The sequence below is a fragment of the Streptomyces sp. TM32 genome (genome assembly GCF_004122755.1).
In the GTDB taxonomy this organism is placed as follows: domain Bacteria; phylum Actinomycetota; class Actinomycetes; order Streptomycetales; family Streptomycetaceae; genus Streptomyces; species Streptomyces sioyaensis.
Genome location: NZ_SDIG01000025.1, coordinates 18,893 through 41,746, shown reverse-complemented (window position 1 = coordinate 41,746; position 22,854 = coordinate 18,893). Strand labels below are relative to the sequence as shown.

The 22,854-nt window shown below is 73.6% G+C and carries 16 protein-coding genes; 2 read left to right on the top strand and 14 right to left on the bottom strand.

What is annotated here, in order from left to right; translation table 11 throughout:
• Positions 1 to 66 precede the first annotated feature (66 nt).
• The 5 genes from EST92_RS08955 to aroQ all read right to left on the bottom strand — a co-directional run bounded on the left by EST92_RS08955 (position 67) and on the right by aroQ (position 4,456).
• Positions 67 to 1,068, bottom strand: coding sequence for a Ku protein (locus EST92_RS08955; RefSeq protein ID WP_129280407.1), 1,002 nt, complete (start codon positions 1,066 to 1,068; stop codon positions 67 to 69).
• 125 nt (positions 1,069 to 1,193) lie between these two features.
• A complete protein-coding gene (locus EST92_RS08950) occupies positions 1,194 to 2,585 on the bottom strand; it encodes a DUF2252 domain-containing protein (RefSeq protein WP_129280406.1) in 1,392 nt (463 codons plus the stop codon).
• Positions 2,586 to 2,603: 18 nt separating this feature from the next.
• Positions 2,604 to 3,002 (bottom strand): hypothetical protein, encoded by a 399-nt coding sequence (locus EST92_RS08945; protein ID WP_129280405.1) that lies wholly within the window; start codon positions 3,000 to 3,002, stop codon positions 2,604 to 2,606.
• A 98-nt stretch (positions 3,003 to 3,100) separates the two neighbouring features.
• Positions 3,101 to 3,940, bottom strand: coding sequence for a hypothetical protein (locus EST92_RS08940; RefSeq protein WP_129280404.1), 840 nt, complete (start codon positions 3,938 to 3,940; stop codon positions 3,101 to 3,103).
• A gap of 45 nt (positions 3,941 to 3,985) precedes the next feature.
• A complete protein-coding gene (aroQ, locus tag EST92_RS08935; protein ID WP_129280403.1) occupies positions 3,986 to 4,456 on the bottom strand; it encodes a type II 3-dehydroquinate dehydratase in 471 nt (156 codons plus the stop codon).
• A gap of 662 nt (positions 4,457 to 5,118) precedes the next feature.
• On the opposite strand from aroQ, the gene ligD reads away from it, so the two are divergent.
• Positions 5,119 to 6,105: a non-homologous end-joining DNA ligase gene (ligD, locus tag EST92_RS08930; RefSeq protein WP_254068665.1), complete on the top strand. Its 987-nt coding sequence runs from the start codon at positions 5,119 to 5,121 to the stop codon at positions 6,103 to 6,105.
• Between the two features lie 187 nt (positions 6,106 to 6,292).
• Positions 6,293 to 6,952 (top strand): endonuclease, encoded by a 660-nt coding sequence (locus EST92_RS08925; RefSeq protein ID WP_129280402.1) that lies wholly within the window; start codon positions 6,293 to 6,295, stop codon positions 6,950 to 6,952.
• A 17-nt stretch (positions 6,953 to 6,969) separates the two neighbouring features.
• Here the strand turns inward: EST92_RS08925 and EST92_RS08920 are convergent, their stop codons facing one another.
• The 9 genes from EST92_RS08920 to EST92_RS08880 form a co-directional block, all read right to left on the bottom strand.
• A complete protein-coding gene (locus EST92_RS08920) occupies positions 6,970 to 9,396 on the bottom strand; it encodes a phosphoketolase family protein (RefSeq protein ID WP_254068663.1) in 2,427 nt (808 codons plus the stop codon).
• 140 nt (positions 9,397 to 9,536) lie between these two features.
• The gene (locus EST92_RS08915) at positions 9,537 to 9,743 is read right to left on the bottom strand and encodes a hypothetical protein (protein ID WP_129280401.1); all 207 of its coding nucleotides are present in this window, start codon (positions 9,741 to 9,743) and stop codon (positions 9,537 to 9,539) included.
• Between the two features lie 132 nt (positions 9,744 to 9,875).
• Positions 9,876 to 14,111 carry a bifunctional nitrate reductase/sulfite reductase flavoprotein subunit alpha gene (locus EST92_RS08910; RefSeq protein ID WP_129280400.1) on the bottom strand — a complete coding sequence of 1,412 codons (4,236 nt, stop codon included), beginning with the start codon at positions 14,109 to 14,111 and terminating at the stop codon, positions 9,876 to 9,878.
• Between the two features lie 298 nt (positions 14,112 to 14,409).
• Complete coding sequence (locus EST92_RS08905) at positions 14,410 to 15,657, bottom strand: type III PLP-dependent enzyme (RefSeq protein ID WP_129280399.1); 1,248 nt, start codon at positions 15,655 to 15,657, stop codon at positions 14,410 to 14,412.
• Positions 15,654 to 17,432, bottom strand: a complete 1,779-nt coding sequence (locus EST92_RS08900) for an IucA/IucC family protein (RefSeq protein WP_129280398.1) — start codon at positions 17,430 to 17,432, stop codon at positions 15,654 to 15,656. The genes EST92_RS08905 and EST92_RS08900 overlap by 4 nt, the downstream gene beginning before the upstream one ends.
• Positions 17,420 to 18,712, bottom strand: a complete 1,293-nt coding sequence (locus EST92_RS08895) for an MFS transporter (protein WP_129280397.1) — start codon at positions 18,710 to 18,712, stop codon at positions 17,420 to 17,422. Before EST92_RS08895 ends, EST92_RS08900 begins: the two co-directional genes overlap by 13 nt.
• Positions 18,709 to 20,526: an IucA/IucC family protein gene (locus tag EST92_RS08890; RefSeq protein WP_254068656.1), complete on the bottom strand. Its 1,818-nt coding sequence runs from the start codon at positions 20,524 to 20,526 to the stop codon at positions 18,709 to 18,711. Before EST92_RS08890 ends, EST92_RS08895 begins: the two co-directional genes overlap by 4 nt.
• On the bottom strand, positions 20,523 to 21,713 hold the full coding sequence (locus tag EST92_RS08885; RefSeq protein WP_129280396.1) for an ATP-grasp domain-containing protein: 1,191 nt from the start codon (positions 21,711 to 21,713) through the stop codon (positions 20,523 to 20,525). Before EST92_RS08885 ends, EST92_RS08890 begins: the two co-directional genes overlap by 4 nt.
• Before the next feature lie 111 nt (positions 21,714 to 21,824).
• Positions 21,825 to 22,841, bottom strand: a complete 1,017-nt coding sequence (locus EST92_RS08880; protein ID WP_129280395.1) for an iron-siderophore ABC transporter substrate-binding protein — start codon at positions 22,839 to 22,841, stop codon at positions 21,825 to 21,827.
• Positions 22,842 to 22,854 lie beyond the last annotated feature (13 nt).

The following is a 22,854-nucleotide window of genomic DNA, read 5'->3' as shown; positions in this document are numbered from 1 at the left end:
CCCGAGGCGGTCGCCTTATGTGTGCAAGGGGGCGGGCGGCGCCGCGGGCCGGTGCCCCGGCCGGGCTCAGCCGGCCCGCCGACCGCCCCTGGCGGAGGTCTTCTTCGCCGCGGCCGTCTTCTTGGCGGCGGACTTCTTGGCAGCCGACTTCTTGGCGGTGGTTTCGCCGGCGGCCGTCTTCTTCGCCGCGGTCTTCTTCGCGGTGCCCTTCTTCGCGGTGCTCTTCGCCGTACCGCGGCCGGACCGGGCGGTGCTCCGGGCGGGTTCGCCCTCCTCGTCCTCACCGCGGGACTTCCTGGCCGCGCGCACACTGTCCTGCAGGGCCGCCATCAGGTCCATCACCCCTCCGGTGGGCGGCTCCTCGCCGGCCTCGAAGTGCGGCTCACGGTGCGCCAGCTTCGCCGCCACGATCTCTTCGAGCGCCTCGCGGTAATGGTCGTGCACGTCGTCCTCGGACAGTGCGCCGAAGGAGTCCATCAGGGTCTCCGCGGCCTCCACCTCATTGGCATGGACCTCCACCTGCCGCTCGGGAAGGACCCCGTCCATCGGGCGGATCTGGTGCGGCCACAGCAGCACCTGCATCACCAGCGCGCCCTCCATCGGCCGGATCATGGCGAGCGTCTCCCGCCCGTGCAGCGCGATCTTGCCGAGGCCCACGCGCTGATGCCGTTCCATCGCCTCGCGCAGCAGCACATAGGGTTTGGCCGCGGCGGGGCTGTCGATGCCCAGGTAGTAGCCCTTGCCCATCTGCAGCGGGTCGATGTCGCCGCCGGCGACGAACGCCAGGATCGTCAGGGTCTTCGCGGTCGGCAGCGGCAGCGCGTCCAGATCCTCGTCGCTCAGCGGGACGACGGTGTCGCCGTCGCCGGGACGGTAGCCCCGGCCGATCTCGTCCGGGGAGATCTCGACGCCCTCCGCCGAGCACACGGGCTGATTACGCACCCGGCCGCCGTCCGCGGTGTGGATCCGCACGAAGCTGACGGACGCGGAGCTGTCCGTGGCGTTGTACGCCGCGACCGGGATCGTGACCAGGCCGAAGCTGATGGAGAACTTCGCCGTGGGGCGCATGGGGCCGCCTTCGTCGGAGCCATTCGGATCCATGCTAGGCGGGGCGGGCGGCGCCGACATCCCGTGCGGGACCGGGTGTGCCGATCGGGTGGCGGGGGCGGTCCGCCCGGGCGCCGTCCGTGCACTCAGCCGGCCTCGGCCCGGACGCGGCCCGAGCGGACCGCCTCCACGAGCGCCCGGTGGTCGCGCGCGTTCTGGTCCGCGTAGCGCTCCGCGAACTGCGCCAGCGCCTCGTCGAAGACCGTCCCCGAGCCGAGGTACGCGCCGATCGCGATCCGGTCGCCCGACCTGGCGTGCGCGCGGGCCAGCGTGGCGCCGCAGCGCACGGCGAACCGCCGCATGCCCACCGGCGCCATCTCGTCCGCCGGCATGATGCCCTTCCAGTCGCGCAGCTGGCGTACGTAGAAATCGCGGGGGCGGCCGTCGACACCGGTGGTCCGCTCCCAGCCGAGGAAGATGTCGCTGGCGGCCTGCATCATCCGCTGGCCGTCCACCACCCGGGCGCCCTGGTTGCGGTGCCGGCTCGCCCCGGCGTAGGGGGCGAGTACCGACTCGTCGGCCTCCTTGGCCTGGAGCAGCAGCGGATCGTCGGTGTCCTTGCCGAGCAGCAGCAGGATCCAGCAGCGGGTGCCCACGCTGCCCACGCCGACGACCTTGCGGGCCAGGTCGACGACCCGGTACTGCTCCAGCAGCCTGCGGTGGTCCGCGCGCAGACTGCGGCCGTAACGGGCGATGAGATCACTGAGGGTGCCGGCCATCCGGTCGCCCTCGGGGCCCGGCAGCAGGTCGTGCAGCGGCACGATCAGCGGCGGATCGGACGCGATCCGCACCTGCCCGCCGCTGCGCCGGGTCAGCTTGCGGAACGCCTGCAGGGTGTCGTGCCCATGGGCGTCCTCGATGATCCGGGCCAGCCCCGCCCGGCCCCTGGCGCCCAGCTCTCGGGCCTCCTCGGCCTCGATCTCGGCCATGTCGGCGTGTGCGTACCAGACCTCCAGGGTGCGCATCCGCGCGTACCGACGCATCTGCTCGCGGTAGGAAGCGCCGGCGGCCCGGACGATGCCGGCCCGTTCCGGTTCGCTGAAGCCGTTCTGACGGCCCGCGATGGCGAAGCTGGCCGCCAGTCGCTTGACGTCCCACTCCCACGGGCCGGGCAGGGTCTCGTCGAAGTCGTTGATGTCGAACATCAGATGACGCTCGGGGGAGGCCAGCAGCCGGAAATTCAGCAGATGGGCGTCCCCGCACAGCTGGGCCCGCAGCCCCGTAGACGGTGTTGTGGCCAGATCCGCCGCCATGATGGCGGCCGCACCGCGATAGAACCGGAACGGTGACTCCAGCATCCGCCCGTAGCGAAGGGGAACCAACTCCGGGACACGGTGGGCCGATTGCCGCTCGACGATGTCCACCGGATCGGCCCGGTCCGGTGCCGGGGTGAACTCCGCATGACGGGAGCGGGGCACTTCGGAGCGAAGTGCCCTGCCCCGTTCCGCGCGTTCCCGCGCGGCGGGTCCGGTGGCCATGAGGCGCAGCGGGCCCGGTCAGACGGCGACGGCGTGGCGGTGTTCTCCGGCACACAGCGCCCAGATGATGAAGATGTCGATGGCGATCACCACGATGGCCCAGAACGGGTAGTGGGGGATCCACAGGAAGTTCGCGAGCGCGCTCAGGCCCGCGAGGATCACACCGACCACCCGGGCCCACGTCGCGCCGCTGCTCAGCAGGGCGATACCCGCGATCAGGATGACGATGCCCAGGATGAGATGGATCCAGCCCCACCCGGTGAGGTTGAAGGAGAAGACGTAGTTCTGCGTGGTGACGAAGACATTGTCCTTGGCGATGGCGGAGATGCCCTCCAGGGCGGTCATCGCACCACCGAAGATCATCAGGACTGCGGCGAATGCGGTCCATCCGCCCACAGTCTGCTTCTGAGAGGCCATGGGTCACTCCTCTGCTCGAGAAACCTGGCCGACCACACCGGACCCGCCGGTGATCATGCCGTGACACCACGGTTCCACAGGTACGCGGAACCCGCATGTCAAGGACGTTCGCGGGCCTGCAGCACGCCCGCCACCGCAAAGCAGAGCGCGCCCGTGAGGGTCCCCCAGTTGGCGACGCCGACGTTCACGAGACTGTCGGTCGCGGGCCGGGTGAAGGCCGCCAGCGCGGAGACCATGAAGAGCGCCGAACCCAGCTGATTGACCGCGACGATCCACCAGCCGAGGCTGCGCCCGTGGAAGCACGGCCGGCCGTGGCAGACCTCGATGACGGCCAGATGCCCCGAGACCAGGAACAGCACGCAGCCGATCATGTCGGGGGTCCACACCAGCCGGTTCGTCTGCCGTGCCGTGAGCCCCTGCAGAAACGCATCCAGCAGATTGACGCCGAACACCAACGTCCCCTGGAACAGCAGAAACGTACTCAGCCAGTCGACCCGGCCGGGCTCGTAGCTCCACCACCGGAACGCGTGCGTGGTCAGCTCACCTGCCGTACCCTCCCGGCGCGGAGCATTGACGGTCTGGGCCAGTGAGGCATAGCCGCCGAGGGTGAAGAAGACCCCGCCGATGAAGTAGGCCGTGGCGCTCAGGGTCGGACCCGCGGTGCTGAACTGGGCGAGCGCCGCACCGACGGCGAAGAGGAGCCCGCCGATCGTGAAGGAGCCCGCGGCCAGGCTGTTGAGCCTGCGCAGCCGTGCCAGAGCCGCGGAGTCGGCGCGCCGCTCGCTGCTCTCGGCGGCACCGGCGGGCCGCACCGCGAGCGTCCCGCGCTTGCGGGCCGCCCGGGACTCCCAGACGGCGGTGCCGCCCTCCTCCAGGCGCCAGGTCAGCCGGGTGATGAACGGTCCCGCACCCTCGGCGCGCTCCTCGGAATGCCCCACCCGCCGAGACTAACCAGCCCGTGCGGGAATGCCGGTAGCGCCTCGTCAGGTCTTGTGCACCAGACGGGCCAGATGGGCCAGCGCGAGCTCATAGCCGTGGGCGCCCGCCCCGCAGATCACCGCGTCGGCGACCCCGGACACGTAGGAGAAGTGCCGGAACTCCTCCCGCCGGTGAATGTTCGACAGATGCACCTCGACGATCGGGACGTCCGCCGCGGCCAGTGCGTCGCGCAGGGCGACGGAGGTGTGGCTGTAGCCGGCCGGGTTGATCACGATCCCGTGGTGTGCGGTCCGTGCCTCCTGCACGGCGTCGATGAGGACGCCCTCGTGGTTGCTCTGCCGCAGGTCGGCCCGCAGCCCGTGGGCGGCGGCGGTGCGCCGGCACAGTGCCTCGATGTCGGCGAGGGTGTCCCGCCCGTAGATCTCGGGCTCACGCAGCCCGAGCAGGTTGAGATTGGGTCCGTTGAGGACCAGGACGGGGACGGCGGAGGCCTGGTCGGCGTCCGGGTTCGGCATGTTCTCTCCCGTGCAGAGGTGCGCGGTGCGCGCCCGGCGTCTGGATGAACCGGTGGGTTCATTGTGCGGGACGCCGCGACCACCCCGGCGCGCCGGTCGGCGCCCGGCGGCCCGGGAGCCGGTTCAGCGCGGGCCACTCCCGCGGTCGGGCCGTCCGGTCTGCCGGTCGGTGCCCGGCGCGGGCAGCGGATCGGGCGCGGGGCCGGGCTGCGGACCCGGCGTCGGCGGTGCCGGGTGCGGCGGGACCGGATCCGGTTCGGGACCCGGCACCGGCGGCGGCACCGGATCCGGGCCGGGGGCGGGGGCCGGGCCGGGCGTCGGGCCCGGAGTGGGTCCCGGCGGGCCGGGGCCGGGCCCCGGAGTGGGCGGAACCGGGTCCGGACGGGGGGTGGCCGGCGTATCTGTGTGCGCTCGCACCGTCATCTGCTCCTCACGTGTCGTTCCTGGGCGGACGGGCGCCGGGCGCTCGCTCCGCGCGGGCCTGCCGGTCTCCTTGCCGGTCCGGAGCCGCCCATGCGCCCGGCCGCGCACGGACCGCGTCCCGTGCCCACTCTGCGACGGCCCGTGGGCCCCCGCGACACAGGCGGTGCACGGACGCGCCACGGACGTGCCACCCGGACGCGGGAGCGTAGGGGCGGCCCGGGCCGGGTACTCCCGCCCGCATGAACGCCACGGACACGGACACCGGCACGGACACGGACACCGGTACGGACACGGACACCGGTACGGACAGGGACACCGGCGCGGCCTCGGTGCGGGTGGGCCGCCGTACGGTGCGCCTCCACCGGCCGGAGAAGGTGCTCTTCCCGGACGACGGGCTGACCAAGGCCGATGTCCTCGACTACTACCGCCGGGTGGCCGCGTCGATGGTCCCGCAGCTGCGCGGGCGCCCGCTGATGCTGGAGCGGCTCCCCGAGGGCCTGGGCGGCCCGCAGTTCATGCAGAAGGACACCCCGGGCCACTACCCCGACTGGATCCGGCGGGCCGAGGTCGCCAAGGAGGGCGGCACCGTCACCCATACCGTCTGCGAGGACAAGGCGACCCTCCTCTTCCTTGCCGACCAGGCCTGTCTCACCTTCCACCGCTGGCTCTCGCGCGCCGAGCGTCCCCTGCACCCGGACCGGCTGGTGTTCGACCTCGACCCGCCCGGACCGGACTTCGCCGCCGTACGGGAGGCCGCCCGGCGGCTGTGCGCGCTGCTCGACGAGCTCGGCCTGCCGGCCGCGTTGATGACCACGGGATCGAAGGGCCTGCACGTCATCGTGGCGCTGGACGGCAAGAGCGACGTCGACACGGTGCGCGGCTTCGCCCAGGACGTGACGCAGGTCCTGGCGGAGCGTCACCCGGACCGGCTGACCACCGCGGTCCGCAAGAAGTCCCGCGGCGACCGGCTCTACCTCGATGTGCAGCGCAACGCCTACGCGCAGACGGCCGTCGCCCCCTGGTCGCTGCGGCCGAAGCCGGGCGCCCCGGTGGCCACGCCGATCGGCCGCGACCAGCTCGACGAGCGCGGACTCACCCCGCAGCGCTGGTCGTTGCGGGACGTCGCGGGCGTCCTGGAGCAGGCGGCCGCCCGGCCGTGGTCCGGGGTGCCGGCCCGTGGACGGTCGCTGCGTACGGCGCGCAGGCGGCTCGACGCGCTGCGCTGAGTCCCCGCCGCGGCGGGCCCGGCCCGCCCGTACGGGGCGGCATGTCCTTGCGCCCCCTGGCCCAACAGCCGTTTCCCGTGCGGCGGACCGGGGAGGGTGACCGCGGACGAACCGACCCGAGCAACGGAGGACATGGCGTGGCAGGCACTCTCCCCCTCGCCCCCGGGAGCCCGTACGGGACCGCGGCATGAGCCCCCGCGGCGGGCAGCGGGCCCTGGCGCACGCCCTGCTGGAGCGGCACGGCGAGACCTTCGCGGCACAGAGCGGGATCCGTATGGGCAACACACCGCAGCCGCTGTACCAGCTGCTGGTGCTGGCCGGGCTGCTCAGCGCGCGCATCCGTGCGTCCGTGGCGGTGGCGGCCGCCCGTGCCCTGTTCGATGCGGGGCTGCGCACCCCGCGGCGGATGGCCGGGGCGACCTGGCAACAGCGGGTCGACGCGCTGGGGGAGGGCGGCTACCGGCGCTACGACGAGCGCACCGCCACCCAGCTCGGTGACGGCGCCACCCTGCTGCTGGACACCTACGGCGGCGATCTGCGGCGGATGCGGGAGGCGGCCGACGGCGACGCCACCGCGCTGCGCCGGGCCCTGCAGGAGATCCCGGGGATGGGGCCCGCGGGCTCCCACATCTTCCTGCGCGAGGTGCAGGGCGTCTGGCCCGAATTCGCCCCGTACCTCGACGCCAAGGCCGTCCAGGGTGCGGAGCGGCTGGGCCTGCCGGGCGAGAGCCGGCAGCTGGCGGGGCTGGTCGGCCCGGACCGCACCGCCGCGTTCGCCTCCGGGCTGGTGCGCGCGGCGCTGGACCGGTCCGTCGTCGAGGACGTACGCACGGCCGCCGGCGCCTGACCCGGCGGGCGTCCGGCTCAGCCGCTCCAGGTCCAGTCCGCGACCTCCGGCAGGTCGGTGCCGTACTCCCGGATCCAGGCGTGATGACGGGTACGGGCGTCGGCCATTTCCTGCCGGAGCGCGACCGCGCGCACCCCGAGGCCGGGCACCCGGTCGACGACGTCCATCACCAGCCGGAACCGGTCGAGATCATTGCGGACGACCATGTCGAAGGGCGTGGTGGTGGTGCCCTCCTCCTTGTAGCCGCGGACGTGCAGATTCTCGTGGCCCGCGCGGCGGTAGCCGAGCCGGTGGATCAGCCACGGGTAGCCGTGGTAGGCGAAGACGACCGGCTTGTCGCGGGTGAAGAGGGCGTCGTACTCGGGGTCCGGCATGCCGTGCGGATGCTCCCCGGGCGTCAGCAGCCGCGCCATGTCGACGACGTTGACCACGCGCACCGCCAGCTCCGGCAGATGCCGGCGCAGCAGATCGGCCGCCGCCAGGGTCTCCTGCGTGGGCACGTCCCCCGCGCAGGCCAGCACCACATCGGGGTCGCGGCTGCCGTCCTCGGTGCCCGCCCACGCCCAGGCGCCGGCGCCGCGCGCACAGTGGGCGCGGGCCTCGTCGAGGGTGAGCCAGTCGAAGCTCGGCTGCTTGCCGGCCACCATCACATTGACGTAGTCGCGACTGCGCAGCACATGATCGGCCACCGCGAGCAGGGTGTTGGCGTCCGGCGGCAGATAGACCCGGACCACCTCGGGGCTCTTGTTGAGGACGTGGTCGACGAAGCCCGGGTCCTGGTGCGAGAAGCCGTTGTGGTCCTGCCGCCAGACGTGTGAGGTGAGCAGGTAGTTCAGCGAGGCGACGGGGCGCCGCCAGGGCAGTCGGCGGGCCGTCCGCAGCCACTTGACGTGCTGATTGACCATCGAGTCGACGATGTGCGCGAACGCCTCGTAGCTGGAGAAGAGCCCGTGCCGGCCGGTGAGGAGGTAGCCCTCCAGCCATCCCTGGCACAGGTGCTCGGAGAGCACCTCCATGACCCGCCCGTCGCGGGCGAGATGCTCATCGGTGCCGAGGAGCTCGCCCTGCCAGGCCTTGCCGGTGGCCTCGTAGAGGGCCTCCAGCCGGTTCGACGCGGTCTCGTCGGCGCCCATGACCCGGAAGTCACGACGCTCGGCCGTGGCCTCCATGACTGCTTCGAGCAGTCCGCCCAGTACCCGGGTCGGCTCGTGCAGCGCACTGCCGCGCTTGTCGACCTCCACCGCGAAGCGCTCCAGCGGCGGCAGGGGCAGCTCCCGCAGCAGCAGACCGCCGTTGGCGTGCGGCGAGGCACCCAGCCGGCGCGGCCCTTCCGGCACGCAGGCCAGCACCTCGGGGCGCGGCCGGCCCTCGGCGTCGAACAACTCCTCCGGCCGGTACGAGCGCAGCCAGTCCTGGAGCTGGCGCAGATGCCCGGCGTTGTCCCGTACGCCGGGCAGCGGGACCTGGTGGGCACGCCAGGTGCCTTCGACGGGCTGCCCGTCCACCTCGTGCGGACCGGTCCAGCCCTTGGGGGTGCGCAGCACGATCATGGGCCAGCGGGGGCGCTCCGTGGCCCCCTCCGTGCGGGCCCGGTGCTGGATGGCGGCGATGCGGTCCAGCGCGTGGTCCATCGCTGCGGCCAGCGCCTGGTGGACCGCCGCCGGGTCGTCGCCGGTGACGTGGAGCGGCTCGTGACCGTAGCCGCGCAGCAGTGCGTCCAGCTCGTCCTGCGGGATCCGGGCGAGCACCGTCGGATTGGCGATCTTGTAGCCGTTGAGGTGCAGGACCGGCAGCACCGCGCCGTCGTGCACCGGGTCCAGGAACTTCGTGGTGTGCCAGGAGCCGGCGAGCGGCCCGGTCTCCGCCTCGCCGTCGCCGACCACACAGGCGACGAACAGCTCCGGGTTGTCGAACGCCGCGCCGTAGGCATGGGCGAGGGAGTAGCCGAGTTCGCCGCCCTCGTGGATCGAGCCCGGGATCTCCGGGGCGACGTGGCTGGGGATGCCGCCGGGGAACGAGAACTGCCGGAACAGCCGGGCCATGCCCGCCTCGTCCCGGGGGACGTCGGGGTAGGTCTCGGAGTACGTGCCGTCCAGCCAGGAATTGGCCACCACGGCGGGGCCGCCGTGCCCCGGCCCCCATACGCACAGGGCGTCCAGCGCGCGGGCCTTGATGACGCGGTTGAGATGGGTGTGCACCAGGTTGAGGCCGGGCGAGGTGCCCCAGTGGCCCAGCAGCCGCGGCTTGACGTGCTCGGGGCGCAGCGGGACGGTCAGCAGCGGATTGGCCATCAGATAGATCTGCCCGGCGGACAGGTAGTTGGCGGCCCGCCAGTGGGCGTCGAGGGCGCGTAGCTCGTCGGCGCCGAGGGGGCCCGGCACCGCTGCCGGGTCTGCCGCGTGGTCCGGGGTGCGGGCGTGGTCCGCTTGGTCCGCGTGGGGCATCCTCATCTCCTCACCGAGGTGGCGTGCAAGGGGCGTTCACCGGCGGAACTGTCCGGGTACCCACGCGACGGGCACGTCATGGCCGGGCACCGCGACCTGCCCGCTCCGTCCTGCGGTGCGGGCAACCGGAGGTGGGTGGTTCAGTCGGGTGGCTCGGGGGCCGGGTGGTCGCCCGGGACCGCGCCGGGGGGTTCCTCGGGTGCGGGGCCCGGCTCGTCGGGTTCCGGTGCGGGTTCCGGTTCCGCCGGGACCGGGTCCCGCGGCGCCGGCTCCGGCTCGCTCGGCACGGCATCGGGCCGCCTGGGCTCCGGTTCGGTGGTCAGCGCGGCAGCGGTCATCAGGGTCATGTTCCTCTCCTTCCTCACCATGGTCCGTCCGATGCCCGGTGTCGGCCCGTTCAGGAGGAACGGGGAGGACCACGGGGTCGCGGGCGGTGAGGGAGGGGAGCGCGGTGCGGGCGGGCGCCGAGGGCGGGGCCCTCAGTACACGTCGCGGACGTAGCGCTTGTCGGCGGCGAGCTGTTTCACATAGCTCGCGGCCGCCTCCTGCGTCAGGCCGCCGTGCGCGACGGCGATGTCCCGCAGCGCACGGTCCACGTCCTTGGCCATCCGGGACGCGTCACCGCACACATAGAAGTGGGCGCCGTCCTGGAGCCAGGACCACAGGTGGGCGCCGTGCTCGCGCATCCGGTCCTGGACGTAGATCTTGGCGCGCTGATCGCGGGAGAAGGCGGTGTCCAGCCGGGTGAGCAGCCCGTCCTGGCACAGCCGGCCGAGGGCGTCCTCGTGGTAGAAGTCCGTGGCGCGGCGCTGCTCACCGAAGAAGAGCCAGTTGGGGGCGCGGTGGCCGCGGGCGCGCCGCTCGTCGAGGAAGCCGAGGAAGGGCGCGACGCCGGTGCCGGGGCCCACCATCACCATCGGGGTCGCCGGATCGGCCGGCGGACGGAACTGGGGGGTGCGCCGGACGAACACCGGCACCGGGCTGTCCTGCCCGGCATCGGCCAGAAAGGTGGAGGCCACGCCCTTGCGCGCGCGGCCCTGGCGGTTCTCGTAGCGGACCACGGAGACCGTCAGACGCAGCAGCGCGGGGTCGGTCAGCGGGCTCGACGAGATGGAGTACAGCCGGGGCTGCAGACGGGGGAGGAGGGCCGCCCAGTCCGCCGCACCGGCCTGTACCGGGTACTCGGCGAGGACGTCGACGGCCTGCCGGCTCCAGGTCCACTGGGCCAGCTCACCCCGGTTGTCGGGCCGCAGCAGCTTCTTCAGGACCCGGTCACCGGTGCGTTCGGCGACGAGGCGCAGCAGAGCGGGGGTGATCCGGGTGATGTCCAGGTGCCGGTGCAGCGCCTCGCCCAGCGGCACCGCGCCCTGGCCCGGGAGGTCGACGACGGTGGCGGGATCGGCACCGGTGACCGCCAGCCACTCCGCGACGAGCTCCGGGCAGTTCTGCGGCAGCACCCCGAGCGCGTCGCCCGCCTCGTAGTCCAGTGGGGTGCCGTCGTCGTCACGGGTGTCGAAGGTGAACTCCCGCACCTCCTTGGTGGCCCCGTCCCGGCTCAGCAACTGGTTGCCGACGAGGCGGGCGGTGACCGGCGCGGCCTTGGCGGGCCCGGTGGCGGCCGGAGCCGCGGGGGACGCGGGGGCCGGGGCGGCCGCCGGCCTTCCGGTACCCCCGGGTTTCCCGGCACCGCCGGACGCCGCGGCGTCGGCCGGCCCCGGGTCGTCCGTCAGGACCGTGAGCACCTGGTCGAGCCACTGCCCGGCCGGCGCTTCGTAGTCCGGTTCGCAGTCGGTCCGCGGCACCATCCGCACCGCGCCGAGCTCGGCGAGGCGGGCGTCGAGCCGGCGGCCGTGGCCGCAGAAGTCGTCGTACGAGGAATCGCCCAGCGCGAGCACCGAGTAGCGCACGCCCTCCAGCCGCGGCGTGTCCGGCGCGTTGAGGGTCTCCCAGAAGTCCGATCCGTTGTCGGGGGCGTCGCCGTCACCGAAGGTGCTGGTGACGATGAGCAGATCGGCGCCGTCCGGCAGGGTGGCCGGTGCGGTGTCCGCCATGCTCAGCAGGGTCGCCTGCCGGCCGCTGCCGTTGAGCCGGCGGGCGGTGTCGGCGGCGACCTCCTCCGCGTTGCCGGTCTGCGAGGCCCACAGGACGACGAGCGTCCGGCCCGGGGTGTCCCCGGCCGGCGCGGCGGGGGCGTCGGCCGCGGCGGTCCGCGGCCGGACCTCGGGTATGCGGGAGAACATCCCGGCCAGCACGCCGTTGACCCACAGCGCGGTGTCCGGGCTGAAGGGCGCCTCGGGCGGCAGCACCGGGGTGCCGACGGCGGACCCGGAGTCCAGCCCGGCGAGGAAGCCGGACAGGTAGCGGCGCTCGTGCGCGGCCAGCACCGGCGGCGCGGGTTCGGCGAGCTGGAACACCCCGGCCAGCGCCGCCACCGGCACCCGCCCACCGGGGCCCGGGGCCGCGTCCGCCGCATCCGTCCCGCCCGTGTGTGCCGCCGTCCCCGGCGCGGGCCCCGGCTCTCCCGCGACCTTGGCCAGGGACACCGCGCACGCCTTGAACTCGGGCTGGAAGGAGATCGGATCGACCGCGTCATGGGTCACCGCGTTGACGCTGAGGTACTCGCCGAACAGATCGTTCCAGTGGAACGGCGCGAAGCAGTTGCCGGGCCGCACCCGGTCGGTCGGCACGGCGGGCAGCACCGCCCGGCCGCGCCGTGAGGCGACCTCCACCTTGTCGCCCTCCGCCAGCCCCAGCGCCTGGGCGTCCTGGGGGTGGATCTCCACGAAGGGGCCGGGGTTGAGCTTGTTCAGCTTGACGACCGTGCCGGTCTTGGTGAGGGTGTGCCACTGGTGCTGCAGCCGGCCGGTGTTGAGGACGAACGGGAAGTCGTCGTCGGGCAGTTCGGCGGCCGGGAGATGCGGACGGGCGAAGAACACGGCCCGGCCGGACGCGGTGGGAAAGGTCAGCCGGGGCCGGGTGCCGTCCGGCCGCTCGTCCAGGGACTGGCTGACGCCGTCGTTGAGGTAGCGCACCGGATTGCGGGCGGGCCCGTCGGCGGTGGCGCTGGGCCACTGCACGGGCGTCTCCCGCAGCCGCTCGTAGGACACTCCGCGCAGGTCATAGCCCGTCTGCGGGTTCCAGGCGCGCTTGATCTCCTCGAATATCTCCTCGGCGCTCCGGTAGCTGAAGGCGTCCTCGAAGCCCATCTCGCAGGCGACCTCGGCGATGATCCGCCAGTCCGGCCAGGCCTCGCCCGGTGCGTCGGCGGCCTGCCGCACCAGCGTCAGCGTGCGCTCCGAGTTGACCATCACGCCCTCGGACTCGGACCACATGGCGGCGGGCAGCACCACATCGGCGTACGCGGTGGTCTCGGTCTCCGCGAAGACGTCCTGCGCGAGGACGAACTCCGCGGCCTCCAGCCCCTCGATGACCGTGCGGCGGTTGGCGACCGAGGCGACGGGGTTGGTGCAGATGATCCAGCACGCCTTGATCTCGCCGTCGGCCATCCGCTGGAACATCTCGACGGTGCCCCGGCCGGGCTCGTCGGCCCGCAGCGTCCCCGGCTCCAGGCCCCACAGCTCCTCGGTGACGGCACGGTCCCCGGCCACCAGCGTGGACCGCTGTCCGGGCAGGCCCGGCCCCATGTAGCCCATCTCCCGCCCGCCCATCGCGTTGGGCTGGCCGGTGAGGGAGAACGGGCCGCAGCCGGGCCGGCAGATCGCCCCGGTCGCCAGATGCAGGTTGATCAGGGCATTGGTGTTCCAGGTGCCGTGGGTGCTCTGGTTCAGGCCCATGGTCCAGCAGCTCATCCAGGCGCCGGCCGCACCGATCCACTCGGCGGCCCGGCGGATGTCCGCCTCCGGGATCCCGGTGAGCTCGGCGACCGTCGCCGGCGGGTAGTCCGCGAGGAACTCCGGCATCGCCTCCCAGCCCTCGGTGTGCTCGGCGATGAACTCCGCATCGAGCCTGCCGTCCGCGGCCAGCAGGTGCAGCAGGCCGTTCAGCAGCGCCAGATCCGTCCCCGGCTCGATCTGCAGGAACAGGTCGGCCTTGGCCGCGGTGGCGGTGCGCCGGGGGTCGACGACGATCAGCTTGGCGCCCGCCTTCACCCGTTCCATCAGCCGCAGGAAGAGGATCGGGTGGCAGTCGGCCATGTTGGAGCCGATGACGAGGAAGACGTCGGCGTGCTCGAAGTCCTCGTACGAGCCGGGCGGGCCGTCCGCGCCCAGCGACAGTTTGTAGCCGCTGCCCGCGCTCGCCATGCACAGTCGCGAGTTGGACTCGATGTGCCGGGTGCGGACGAAGCCCTTGGCGAGCTTGTTCGCCAGATACTGCGCCTCCAGCGTCATCTGCCCCGAGACGTAGAGGGCGAGGGCGTCCGGGCCGTGCTCGTCGATGATCTCCCGCAGCCGCGCGGCGGTCCGCTTGACGGCCGTGTCCATGGCCTCGGCCACCGGCTCGTCGCCGCGGTCCGCGCGCACCAGCGCGGTCGCCAGCCGCCCCGGCGCCGAGAACAGCTCGGCGCTGGTCGCGCCCTTGGTGCACAGGCGGCCGGCGTTCGCCGGGTGGGCCTTGTCGCCGGCCGCCTTGCGCACCGTCCGCCGCCCGTCCCCGTCCGTCGCGACGTCCAGTACGACCCCGCAGCCGACACCGCAGTACGTGCACGCCGTCCGCACCTGCGAAATGCTTTCTGCCGGCGGTTCCGGTGCGGTCACGGACGGTCCCCTTCGTGGTCGGCTGCTGTGCTCCCGACCTTACGAACGGCCCGTTAACCAGGTGTCACGGCAACCGCCCACCCGTCGTTACGGCGACCACACAGTGGCCGGCGGCGCTCCGTGAGGCGCCTGCCGACCGTCCCTGAGCTGCGCGGACCATGATCACGCCGCGCCGCGCGGCCCGGACTGTGCGGGCGACGTGATCATGGTCCGCGCCGCCCCGGCACCCCGCCGTCGGCCCCGGAGGCCCGCGCGGCGCACGCCGGGCGGGCGGCGGACCGCGGTGGGGCGCAGTACCTCAGCCCTCCCCGCCCGCGCCGGGCTCCGCGGCGTCCAGGAAGTGGAAGCCGGGGCGCGGGTGCATCAGGAAGTCGTGGTGCGAGATGTTCCAGGCGTACGCGCCGGCCACGCCGAAGACCAGCCGGTCACCGGCCCGCAGCCCCGGTGCCGGGACCCCGCGGGCGAGGACGTCCTTGGGGGTGCACAGCTGCCCGGTGACGGTGACGAGGCCGCCCTCCGCCGCCGCCCGCGGCCAGGGGTGCGGCCAGGGCGCCTCGGACGGAAGCACGGTGCAGGGCTGGTCGTGGCCCTTGGTCGCGGGGGTGCGCAGATGGTGGGTGCCGCCGCGCACCACGGCGAACTCCTCGCCGTGGCTGCGCTTCACGTCCAGCACCTCGGTCGCGTACCAGCCGCAGTACGCGGTCAGCGCCCGCCCCGGCTCGATGCGCAGGGTGAGGTCCGGGTGGGCGGCGGTGAGCCGGGCCAGGCCCGCGCCGTAGGCGGCCCAGTCGAAACGCCGCTCCGGGGCGGCGTAGTCGACCGCCATGCCGCCGCCGATGGTCACCTCGGACAGCGGGACGCGGTGCCGGGCGGCCAGCGCGGCGGCCCAGGTCACGATGGCCTCCGCCACGGAGAGTTGCTCGGGCGCCGCCAGGCCGCTGGCCAAGTGGGCGTGGATGCCGCGGAGTTCGAGGTGCGGGTAGCTGCCGTCGGTGAGCAGGGTGATGACCTCACCGGCCCGGTCGGGGTCCAGCCCGAAGGGGGTCGGGCGGCCGCCCATGGCGAGCGAGCTGCCGTCCAGGGAGCCGTCGGCGACCGGCAGGTTGACGCGCGCCAGCACCGCGATCCGGCGCTCCGGTACGTGGCGGGCGGCCAGGCTCGCCAGCATGTGGAGCTCGTACACGCTCTCCACGTGGAAGCGCTGTACGCCGGTCTCCAGCGCCCGCACGATCTCCGCGGGCGTCTTGCCCGGTCCGCCGAAGGCCAGCGGAGCGTCGGGCACGGCCTTGGCGACATGTGCCAGCTCGCCGCCCGAGGAGACCTCGTAGCCGTCCACGTACGGGCGCAGCGTCCCCAGGATCTCCGGTTCCGGGTTGGCCTTGGCCGCGTAGTACAGCTCGACGCGCCCCGGCAGCGCGGCCCGCACCTCGGCCAGGTGCGCGCGCAGCGCCGCCATGTCGTAGAGGTAGGCGGGCAGTTCCTCGGGTGCGAGGGAGCGGACCCGGTCGCGGACCGTGGCGGGAAGGGTGGGGCTCGGGGTGGTCATCGGGCGCTCCAGGGGGTGGTGTCGTCGGTGCGGACCGCGCCCGACAGCACGGATTCGGCCAGCGGCGAGGGCAGCCGCACATAGCCGGCCTCCCGGTCGGCCTTGCGCTCCCAGCGGGTGAGCAGATTGGCCTTGGCGGGCAGCGGCACGCCGGCCAGCAGGGCGGCCAGCCGCGGCGGGCAGCCGTAGCGGTCCGCGTGGGTCTGCAGGGTGCGGCGGACCTGCGCCCACAGCTCCGTCTCGGTGTCCGGGTGCAGATCGGCGAGCGCGGCGAGCATCTCGGCGACGTGGTTGACCAGCAGGCAGTACACCACGCGGTCCCAGCCGCGCTGGGCGTCGTACGTCATCGGTGCGGCCACCTGCTCCGGCAGCGAGGCCAGCAGCTCGGTGTGGTGTTCGGGGACGAGCTTGGTGCCCTCCAGGTCGCGGAAGAGGACCTGCGCGGGCATCCCGTCGCCGTCGACGCAGACCAGGACGTTCTGCAGATGCGGCTCCAGCACCAGCCCGTGGTCGAAGTAGGCGGCGAGCACCGGCGGGAGCAGCAGGGCGAGGTAGGCGGCCCACCAGTCCAGCGCGGCCTGCGGGCCGGCGCCCGCCAGCAGCCGGGAGACGTGCGCCGGGCCGGTGGGGTACTCGTCGGCGACGGCGGCGGCCAGCAGCGGGGTGGTGCCGGGCAGCAGTCGCTGGGCGAGCCCCTCGCGGACGATGACGCCGAACCCTTCGAGCAGTTCGGTGGCCGGGCGGCCGTCGGCGCCGGGCAGCGCCAGGCTGCGGTAGGCGGGCTCCTGGAGCACCGCGCTTCCCGGGAAGCGGGTGGCGAGGTCGGTGAGCTGCGGCGCCAGCAGCCGGGTGAGCGCCACCGCGCCGGACAGCTCGTAACTCGCGTTCTTCCGGAGGCAGTTGGTGATCCGGACGTTCAGGCTGAACTTGAGGAAGGTCGCGCCGTCGTAGAGCGTGCGCACGGACGCGGTGGCGGCGAACGGCGTCCGGCCGCTGCCCAGGACGCGGATGTCGCCGCGCTCCAGCGCCTCCGTCAGGCCCGCGTGGTCGCGCAGCAGCTCGTACTGCCAGGGGTGGACGGGCAGTAGCCGGTAGCCGTCCGGGACGTCGGGGTGCAGCGCGTCCAGCACCGCGGTGGCGCCGTCCGCGCAGGACTCCTCGGCGATCAGTTCGTCCCGCACCGCGAGCAGCAGCAGCGGGAAGGCGGCGCCGGTCTCGGGGGCGTACGACTGCCAGGCGGTGGGGTCGCCGGTGCGGGCCTTCGGGGTCGGGTGGAAGCGGTGGCCGAAGAGCAGCGACTGCTCGGAGGCGACATAGGCGGCCTGCCAGTCCCCCGCGGTGTGCTCCCCGGCGGCCGGGCCCTGCGCACGGGCCGCGAGCGCGGCGGACACCGCCTGGTGGCTGGAGGCGATCTGCGCCAGGAACTCCTCGTTGTGCACCCCGGTGCGCAGCGACAGCTCGGCGTGCGCGTACTCGGCCAGCCGCCGCCAGCCGACCTCCGCCCAGCCGCCGTCGGTCTCCTCGGACACCGGGCCGGTGAAGCGGTGCGCGCCCAGCAGCGAGGTACGGCGCAGCGCGACGCGCAGCAGCACGCCGCGGCGCGGCAGCCGGATCAGCAGCCGCCCGTCATCGACGGCGGTCTGGTGCTCGGGACCGGAGACCTCCCGCAGCAGACAGTTGAGCAGGGTGTGTGCCACGGCCTGGTCGGCGGTGGGCAGGCCGGTGGGGGCGGCGGATACCGGGGCGGTGCCGGGCGAATTGGTCAGCGAGGGCATCGGTGGCTCCTGCGGGTGCGGAGAGTACGGGCGAGGAGAGGGGCGGCGGTCGCGAGTCCGGTGGCCACGGCTATCGCGGTGCCGGTCAGCAGGGGGGCGACCGGACCGAACCAGTCGTTGCCGGCGGTGGCCGCCACGCCCGCGGCGACCGCGCCGGCCTTGGAGAAGAACTCGATCGAGCCGAACAGCCCGCCGGGGGCACGGCCCTTGGCGCAGTCGGCGGCCAGTACGGACAGGCACACCAGGCCGAGGGTGAGCCCGGCGCCCAGCACCAGGCGTACGGCGATGAAGGAGGCGAGCGAGCCGGCGAGCCCGTGCCCGGCCAGACCGGCCGCTATCAGGCCGAAGCCGAGGGCGATCCCGGTCCGGGGGCGGGTGCGGAAGGCGGCGTGCACCCCCATCGCCGCGACCAGGTAGCACAGGTGCGGCAGGGCGAACAGCACGCCGGACACCAGCGGATCGGTCCCCGGCAGCCGTTGGGAGATGAGGGAGATCAGGTAGGGGAAGGAGATGACGGTGGAGAAGACGAACGCGAACTCCAGGGCGTAGAGGGCGCGCAGCGGGCCGGCGTCCGGCGGGTGCCCGGCCGGGGGACGGGCGGGCTCGGCGGGCTCCGTGACCTCGGCACCCGGCGCGGTACCGTCCCCCTGCACCACGCCGGCCGGGGCGGCGGCCGGCTCCGGCAGCCTCACCAGCATCAGGGCCGCGGCCAGCGGCAGGACGGCCAGCAGGGCGTACTGGCGGTGCGGCGACAGCCACGGCGTCAGCGCGCCGACCACGATCGGCGCGAAGACCAGCGCCGCCCGCGCGCTGCCCTGCATCAGCGTCAGGGCCCGGGACAGTGCATGGCCCTCCAGGGCCGCTCCCAGATAGCCGTTCGACGCCGCGAAGGTGCCTCCGAGGACGCCCTGCACGACCAGCGCCGCGGCGAACGTGGCCAGCGAATCGGCCCAGCCGGCCAGGAGGAACGCCGCCGCCAGCCCCAACTGCGCCCGCAGCAGCAGTCTCTTACGGCCGAAGCGGTCGGCCAGCCGCCCCCACAGCGGGGCGCCGAGGGCGCCGAACAGGGTGGGGACGACATAGAGCAGACCGGCCCAGCGGGCGGCGCCGTCGCCCAGCTCGGGCAGGACCTCGGTGAGGTACGGCGGCAGGCCGAGAGCGGCGAACGAGGCCACGAAGTAGCAGCCGGCCACGGCGTTGACCTGGCGACGCGCGAGGGCCGGACGGGCCTTGGTCTCGACGGCCGCCGGCTCGGTCCGGCGGGAGGTGGCGGTGCTCATCGGGAAGCCCCCGTCGGCAGCAGGTAGTTGGGTCCGGTGGTGTAGTGCTTGTTGATGTCGGCGGCGCCCGAGCGCTCCTTGGACAGCAGCGTCCCGGCGCTGACCATCGCCTTCACCGGCAGCTCCGGCGCGTCGAGGACGTGGGCGCGCAGCGCGGCGCCCGGCTCGTGCGGCCCGGTGCCCAGCCGCTCGACGGCCTCGGCCAGCCGGTCGCGGACCAGGCCCAGCAGCCGGTCCAGCGGGGCGCGTTGGTGCCGGGCGAGGCCGAAGGCGTACGAGCCCGCGCACAGGTGGACGGTGATGGTGGTGAACAGGTCCAGCACCGGCCGGTCGTTCTCGGCGAAGATCCGCGGGTCGGCGAAGCCGGCCGGGTCCGGGGCGTCGTCGCCCAGGGTCTCCCGCAGCCGGACGGTGTTGATCCGCGGTCCGTCGTTGTCCTTGAACAGCAGCCGCAGCCGGGTGCCGCCGGCGGTCCGGTCCAGCACCAGCGAGATGTTCTGCTGGTGCGATTCGAGCGCGATGCCGTAGCCGAAGAGGGTGGTCTGCCAGTCGAAGAGCAGGGTGAGACAGGCGTCGAGCAGGGCGAGCGGGTCGCCGCCGTAGAAGCGGTCCGCGAGGTGGTCGATCACCGGCCGCCCGCCCGGTGCCCGGCTCAGCAGCGCGGCCATCGGCACGACGGTGCTGTCGTCCAGGCCGGCCGGGTAGCGGCGGCACAGCACGGCCAGCAGCTCGTCACCGGCGTGCGCGTAGCAGGTCTCGTCGGCCTGGAGGATCGCCGCGGCGAACCGCGGCTCGCGGGCGAGCACGGTCTCCAGCAGCCGCTGGCCCGCGGCGCCGTCGACGAGCGTGCCCGGCTTGATGGTGCGCCGGTTGCGCAGGCCCAGCGTGGCGGTGGCCAGCGGCAGCTTCAGGTGCAGCCGCGGGTCGGCATCGAGCGCCACGGTCCGCATCGACAGCGTCGGCACCGCGGTGAGCAGCTCGCGGTCGGACAGCACCGCCGCGTCCTCCAGGCCGGTCCGGCGCAGCGCGCCGCGCAGCGGGTCGCCGACGGACAACGGGTGGACGGGAAGGGCGAGATGGCTCTCGTCGAGGTGGCGCAGGCCCAGCTCCCCGGGCGTCGGCCAGCAGTCGGGCAGCCCTGCGGCGCCACCCGGCACGGTGACCGCCGCACGCGGCAGGGCGAGCCAGCGCAGCGCGAAGTCGGGGCGGAACTCAGGTGCGTACGCGCGGAGTTGGTCCTCGTCGAGGCCGGACCGGCCGCGGGCTGTCGGGTAGACGGGGTGGTCGGTCCGGGCGGCCAGCGTGTCGTACGCGAGGCCGCCGGCCAGGCCCTGCCAGGCGCCGGGATCGCCGCCGTGGCGGCTTGTCAGGTCGGCCTCGGCCTCGTCCCGGGTGCGGGTGTGCAGCCGCATCGTCGCCAGGGTCTGGCGGCACTCCTCGGCGAGGGCGTCGAAGCCGCCGCGGTCGGCCGGGTCGGCGAGGTCGCGCAGCGCCGTGACGACCTCGTCGAGCGTGCGCAGCCGGGCGCCGTCGGACTCGCGGACCAGGAGCGGCAGGCGGGCGGTGTGGGCGCTCTGGTAGCCGTCCTCGGCGAGCGGCAGCAGCAGGGCGCCGGCGGCCGGGCCCGCGGGGAGCCGCAGCCAGGGCCCGTCCGGGCGTTCCAGCAGCGTGCCGCGGGTGCGCAGGCCGACGACGTCCTCCCGCAGCAGCGCCCCCAGCACGCGTACCAGCAGTTCGGCCTCTTCCGCCGTCCCGGCCGGGTCGTCGGTCCGGTGCGTGGCGGGTTTCTCGGCGGTGGCGAGTGCGGTGTTCACGGCGTGATCTCCCAGCGCTCCGCGGCGACGAAGTCGTCCGCCACCCGCTCCACGGCGCCGCGGTCGGTGCCGGTGACCCGTAGCACGCCGAGGTAGTCGCGGTTGGTGCCGTAGTGCGGATGCCGCTCGCCGAGGTCGCGCAGCGGCCGGTACGCCAGGCGTACGCCGTCCCCCGTCCGGTCCGTGGCGGCGGGCGCCGCCGTGAGCGTGCCGGCCCGGTCGGCGAGGGCGTACTCCACCCGGCCCGCGCCGTCGCGCCGGGCGCCGAGGTCCGCGGGCAGCGGCTCGCCCAGATGCGCCCGCAGGATGAGCTCGAACAGCTCGATGCCCAGGATCTGCGCGAGCAGCAGGTCGCACTGGTCGCCGATGACGCGGTAGTTCACCTCGATGAGCCGCGCCCGGCCCTCGTGCACCACGTACTCCGTGTGACAGGCGCCCAGCCCGACGCCGAGTGCGTCGAGTTGCGCCGTCACCTGGGCGACCACGGGTTCCGGCGGGGCGGCGACGAAGTCCAGCCGCTCCTCGATGAAGACGGGCGGTGCGGACACGGCGGTGTGGAAGCCGCCCAGGACGTGCCGTACCCGGCCGTCGCCCAGGGTCTCCAGGGTGTACAGCTCACCGGTCAGGAACTCCTCGGCCAGCAGCGCCGCGTGCGGGCGCCGCGCCTGGATCTCCTTGGCGCGTGCCACCAGTTCCTCGGCGTCCGCGGCCAGGATCACGTCCTCGCTCGCCACGCCCTCGCGGGGCTTGAGGACCACCGGATACGGCAGGTCGGCGGCGGCGAACGCGGACGGGTCCTGCCCGGCGGCGAGCTCCATGGACCGCACCGCGTCGAGGCCCGCGGCGGCCAGGTGGCGCCGCATCTCGCCCTTGTTCTTGGCACGCAGCGCGGCCCGCCAGTCCTTGCCGGGCAGTCCGAAGTAGTCGGCGGCCAGGGCCGCTTGGGTCTGCAGATGGTCGCTGTTGGTGAACACCGCGTCGGCGCGGTGGTGGGTGGCTATCCGGTTGATGACGGCGCGGAAGTCATGGACGTCGCACTCCAGAACCTCGGTGTGCGCAGGGACGTCCCGGTGCGCCGATGGCTGGTCCGTCAGGATCGTGACGTCGAGGCCGAGGCGGGCGGCAGCGGGCAGGAACCCCTCGGTGACCGAGTCGGTGGGGTTGAGGGCGAGCAGATACATCCGCATGAGCGGGCCCCTTTGGGGTCGAGGGTGGTGCGGGGGGAACAAGAGGGGCAGGAGAGGTGAAAGAGGTCGAAAAAAGGGGTGGCCCCCGCGGGGAGGGGCCACCCCAGGGGGTCAGCCCTTCGGCAGCGGCACCCCGGTGGCCTTCGCCACGTCCGCGAGCATGTGCTCGGCGGCCTGGATGCCGATGCCGGACATCCACGTCTCGTCCGGCACGTTGAAGACCTTGTGCTGCTTGACGGCCGGCAGGTCCTTCCAGACCGGGTTGGACGTGACGTCCTTCTGCTGGGTCTTGCCCGGCGCGTCCGCGGAGGCCACGAACACCAGGTCCGCGTCGGCCTTGTCGATCTGCTCCGGGCTGACGTCGAGCATGGTCTTGGCCGGGTCGGTGGAGCTCTGCGACGTCGGCCGGGCCAGGCCGATGTCGTCGAGGACCACACCGCTGTAGGAGGACTTCTGGTAGAGGCGGGTCGGGCCGGCGACGAAGCGCACGACCGAGGCCGAGGGCATCTTTCCGTGGTACTTCTTCTTGATCGCCGCGCCCAGTGCCTTGGCCCGGGTCTCGTACTCCGTCAGCTTCCGGTCGGCCTCCTTCTCCAGCCCCAGCGCCTTGGCGTGGACCTTCAGATTGGCCTTCCAGGGGCCGCCGGTGGTCTCGGTGAAGACGGTCGGCGCGATGGCCTGGAGCTTGTCGTAGATCTTCTCGTGCCGGACCTTGGAGGACAGGATCAGGTCGGGCTTCAGGGAGATGATCTTTTCGAGGTTGGGCTCCAGCAGCGGACCGACGTCCTTGACGCCGCCGATCTCGTCCTTGAGGTAGGTGGGGAAGCCGCCCTCGGTCTTCATGTGCGGCGAGACCGCGCCGACGGGCTTGACGCCGAGGGTGGTGACGTCGTCCAGCTCACCGGTGTCCAGGACGACCACGCGCTTGGGCTTGGCGGGGATCTTCACGTCGCCGCCCATGGCGCTCTTGACGGTGCGCGGGAAGCCGGCGCCGGCCTTGCCCTGCGCCGCGTCGTCACCCTCCTTGGTGCCGCCGCAGGCGGTCAGGGCGGTGGCGCCGAGGGCGACGGTGAGCAGCGCGGCCGGCAGCCGGCGGGTGGTGGCGCGGAGGGGGAGGTGGGTCAGCATGAAGGTGTCTTCC

Coding starts and splice junctions, on each gene's coding strand:
- EST92_RS08955 (WP_129280407.1), bottom strand. CDS start 1,068: ATGCGCCCCACGGCGAAGTTCTCCATCAGCTTCGGCCTGGTCACGATC.
- EST92_RS08950 (WP_129280406.1), bottom strand. CDS start 2,585: ATGGCCACCGGACCCGCCGCGCGGGAACGCGCGGAACGGGGCAGGGCA.
- EST92_RS08945 (WP_129280405.1), bottom strand. CDS start 3,002: ATGGCCTCTCAGAAGCAGACTGTGGGCGGATGGACCGCATTCGCCGCA.
- aroQ (WP_129280403.1), bottom strand. CDS start 4,456: ATGCCGAACCCGGACGCCGACCAGGCCTCCGCCGTCCCCGTCCTGGTC.
- ligD (WP_254068665.1), top strand. CDS start 5,119: ATGAACGCCACGGACACGGACACCGGCACGGACACGGACACCGGTACG.
- EST92_RS08925 (WP_129280402.1), top strand. CDS start 6,293: ATGAGCCCCCGCGGCGGGCAGCGGGCCCTGGCGCACGCCCTGCTGGAG.
- EST92_RS08920 (WP_254068663.1), bottom strand. CDS start 9,396: ATGCCCCACGCGGACCAAGCGGACCACGCCCGCACCCCGGACCACGCG.
- EST92_RS08915 (WP_129280401.1), bottom strand. CDS start 9,743: ATGACCCTGATGACCGCTGCCGCGCTGACCACCGAACCGGAGCCCAGG.
- EST92_RS08905 (WP_129280399.1), bottom strand. CDS start 15,657: ATGACCACCCCGAGCCCCACCCTTCCCGCCACGGTCCGCGACCGGGTC.
- EST92_RS08900 (WP_129280398.1), bottom strand. CDS start 17,432: ATGCCCTCGCTGACCAATTCGCCCGGCACCGCCCCGGTATCCGCCGCC.
- EST92_RS08895 (WP_129280397.1), bottom strand. CDS start 18,712: ATGAGCACCGCCACCTCCCGCCGGACCGAGCCGGCGGCCGTCGAGACC.
- EST92_RS08885 (WP_129280396.1), bottom strand. CDS start 21,713: ATGCGGATGTATCTGCTCGCCCTCAACCCCACCGACTCGGTCACCGAG.
- EST92_RS08880 (WP_129280395.1), bottom strand. CDS start 22,841: ATGCTGACCCACCTCCCCCTCCGCGCCACCACCCGCCGGCTGCCGGCC.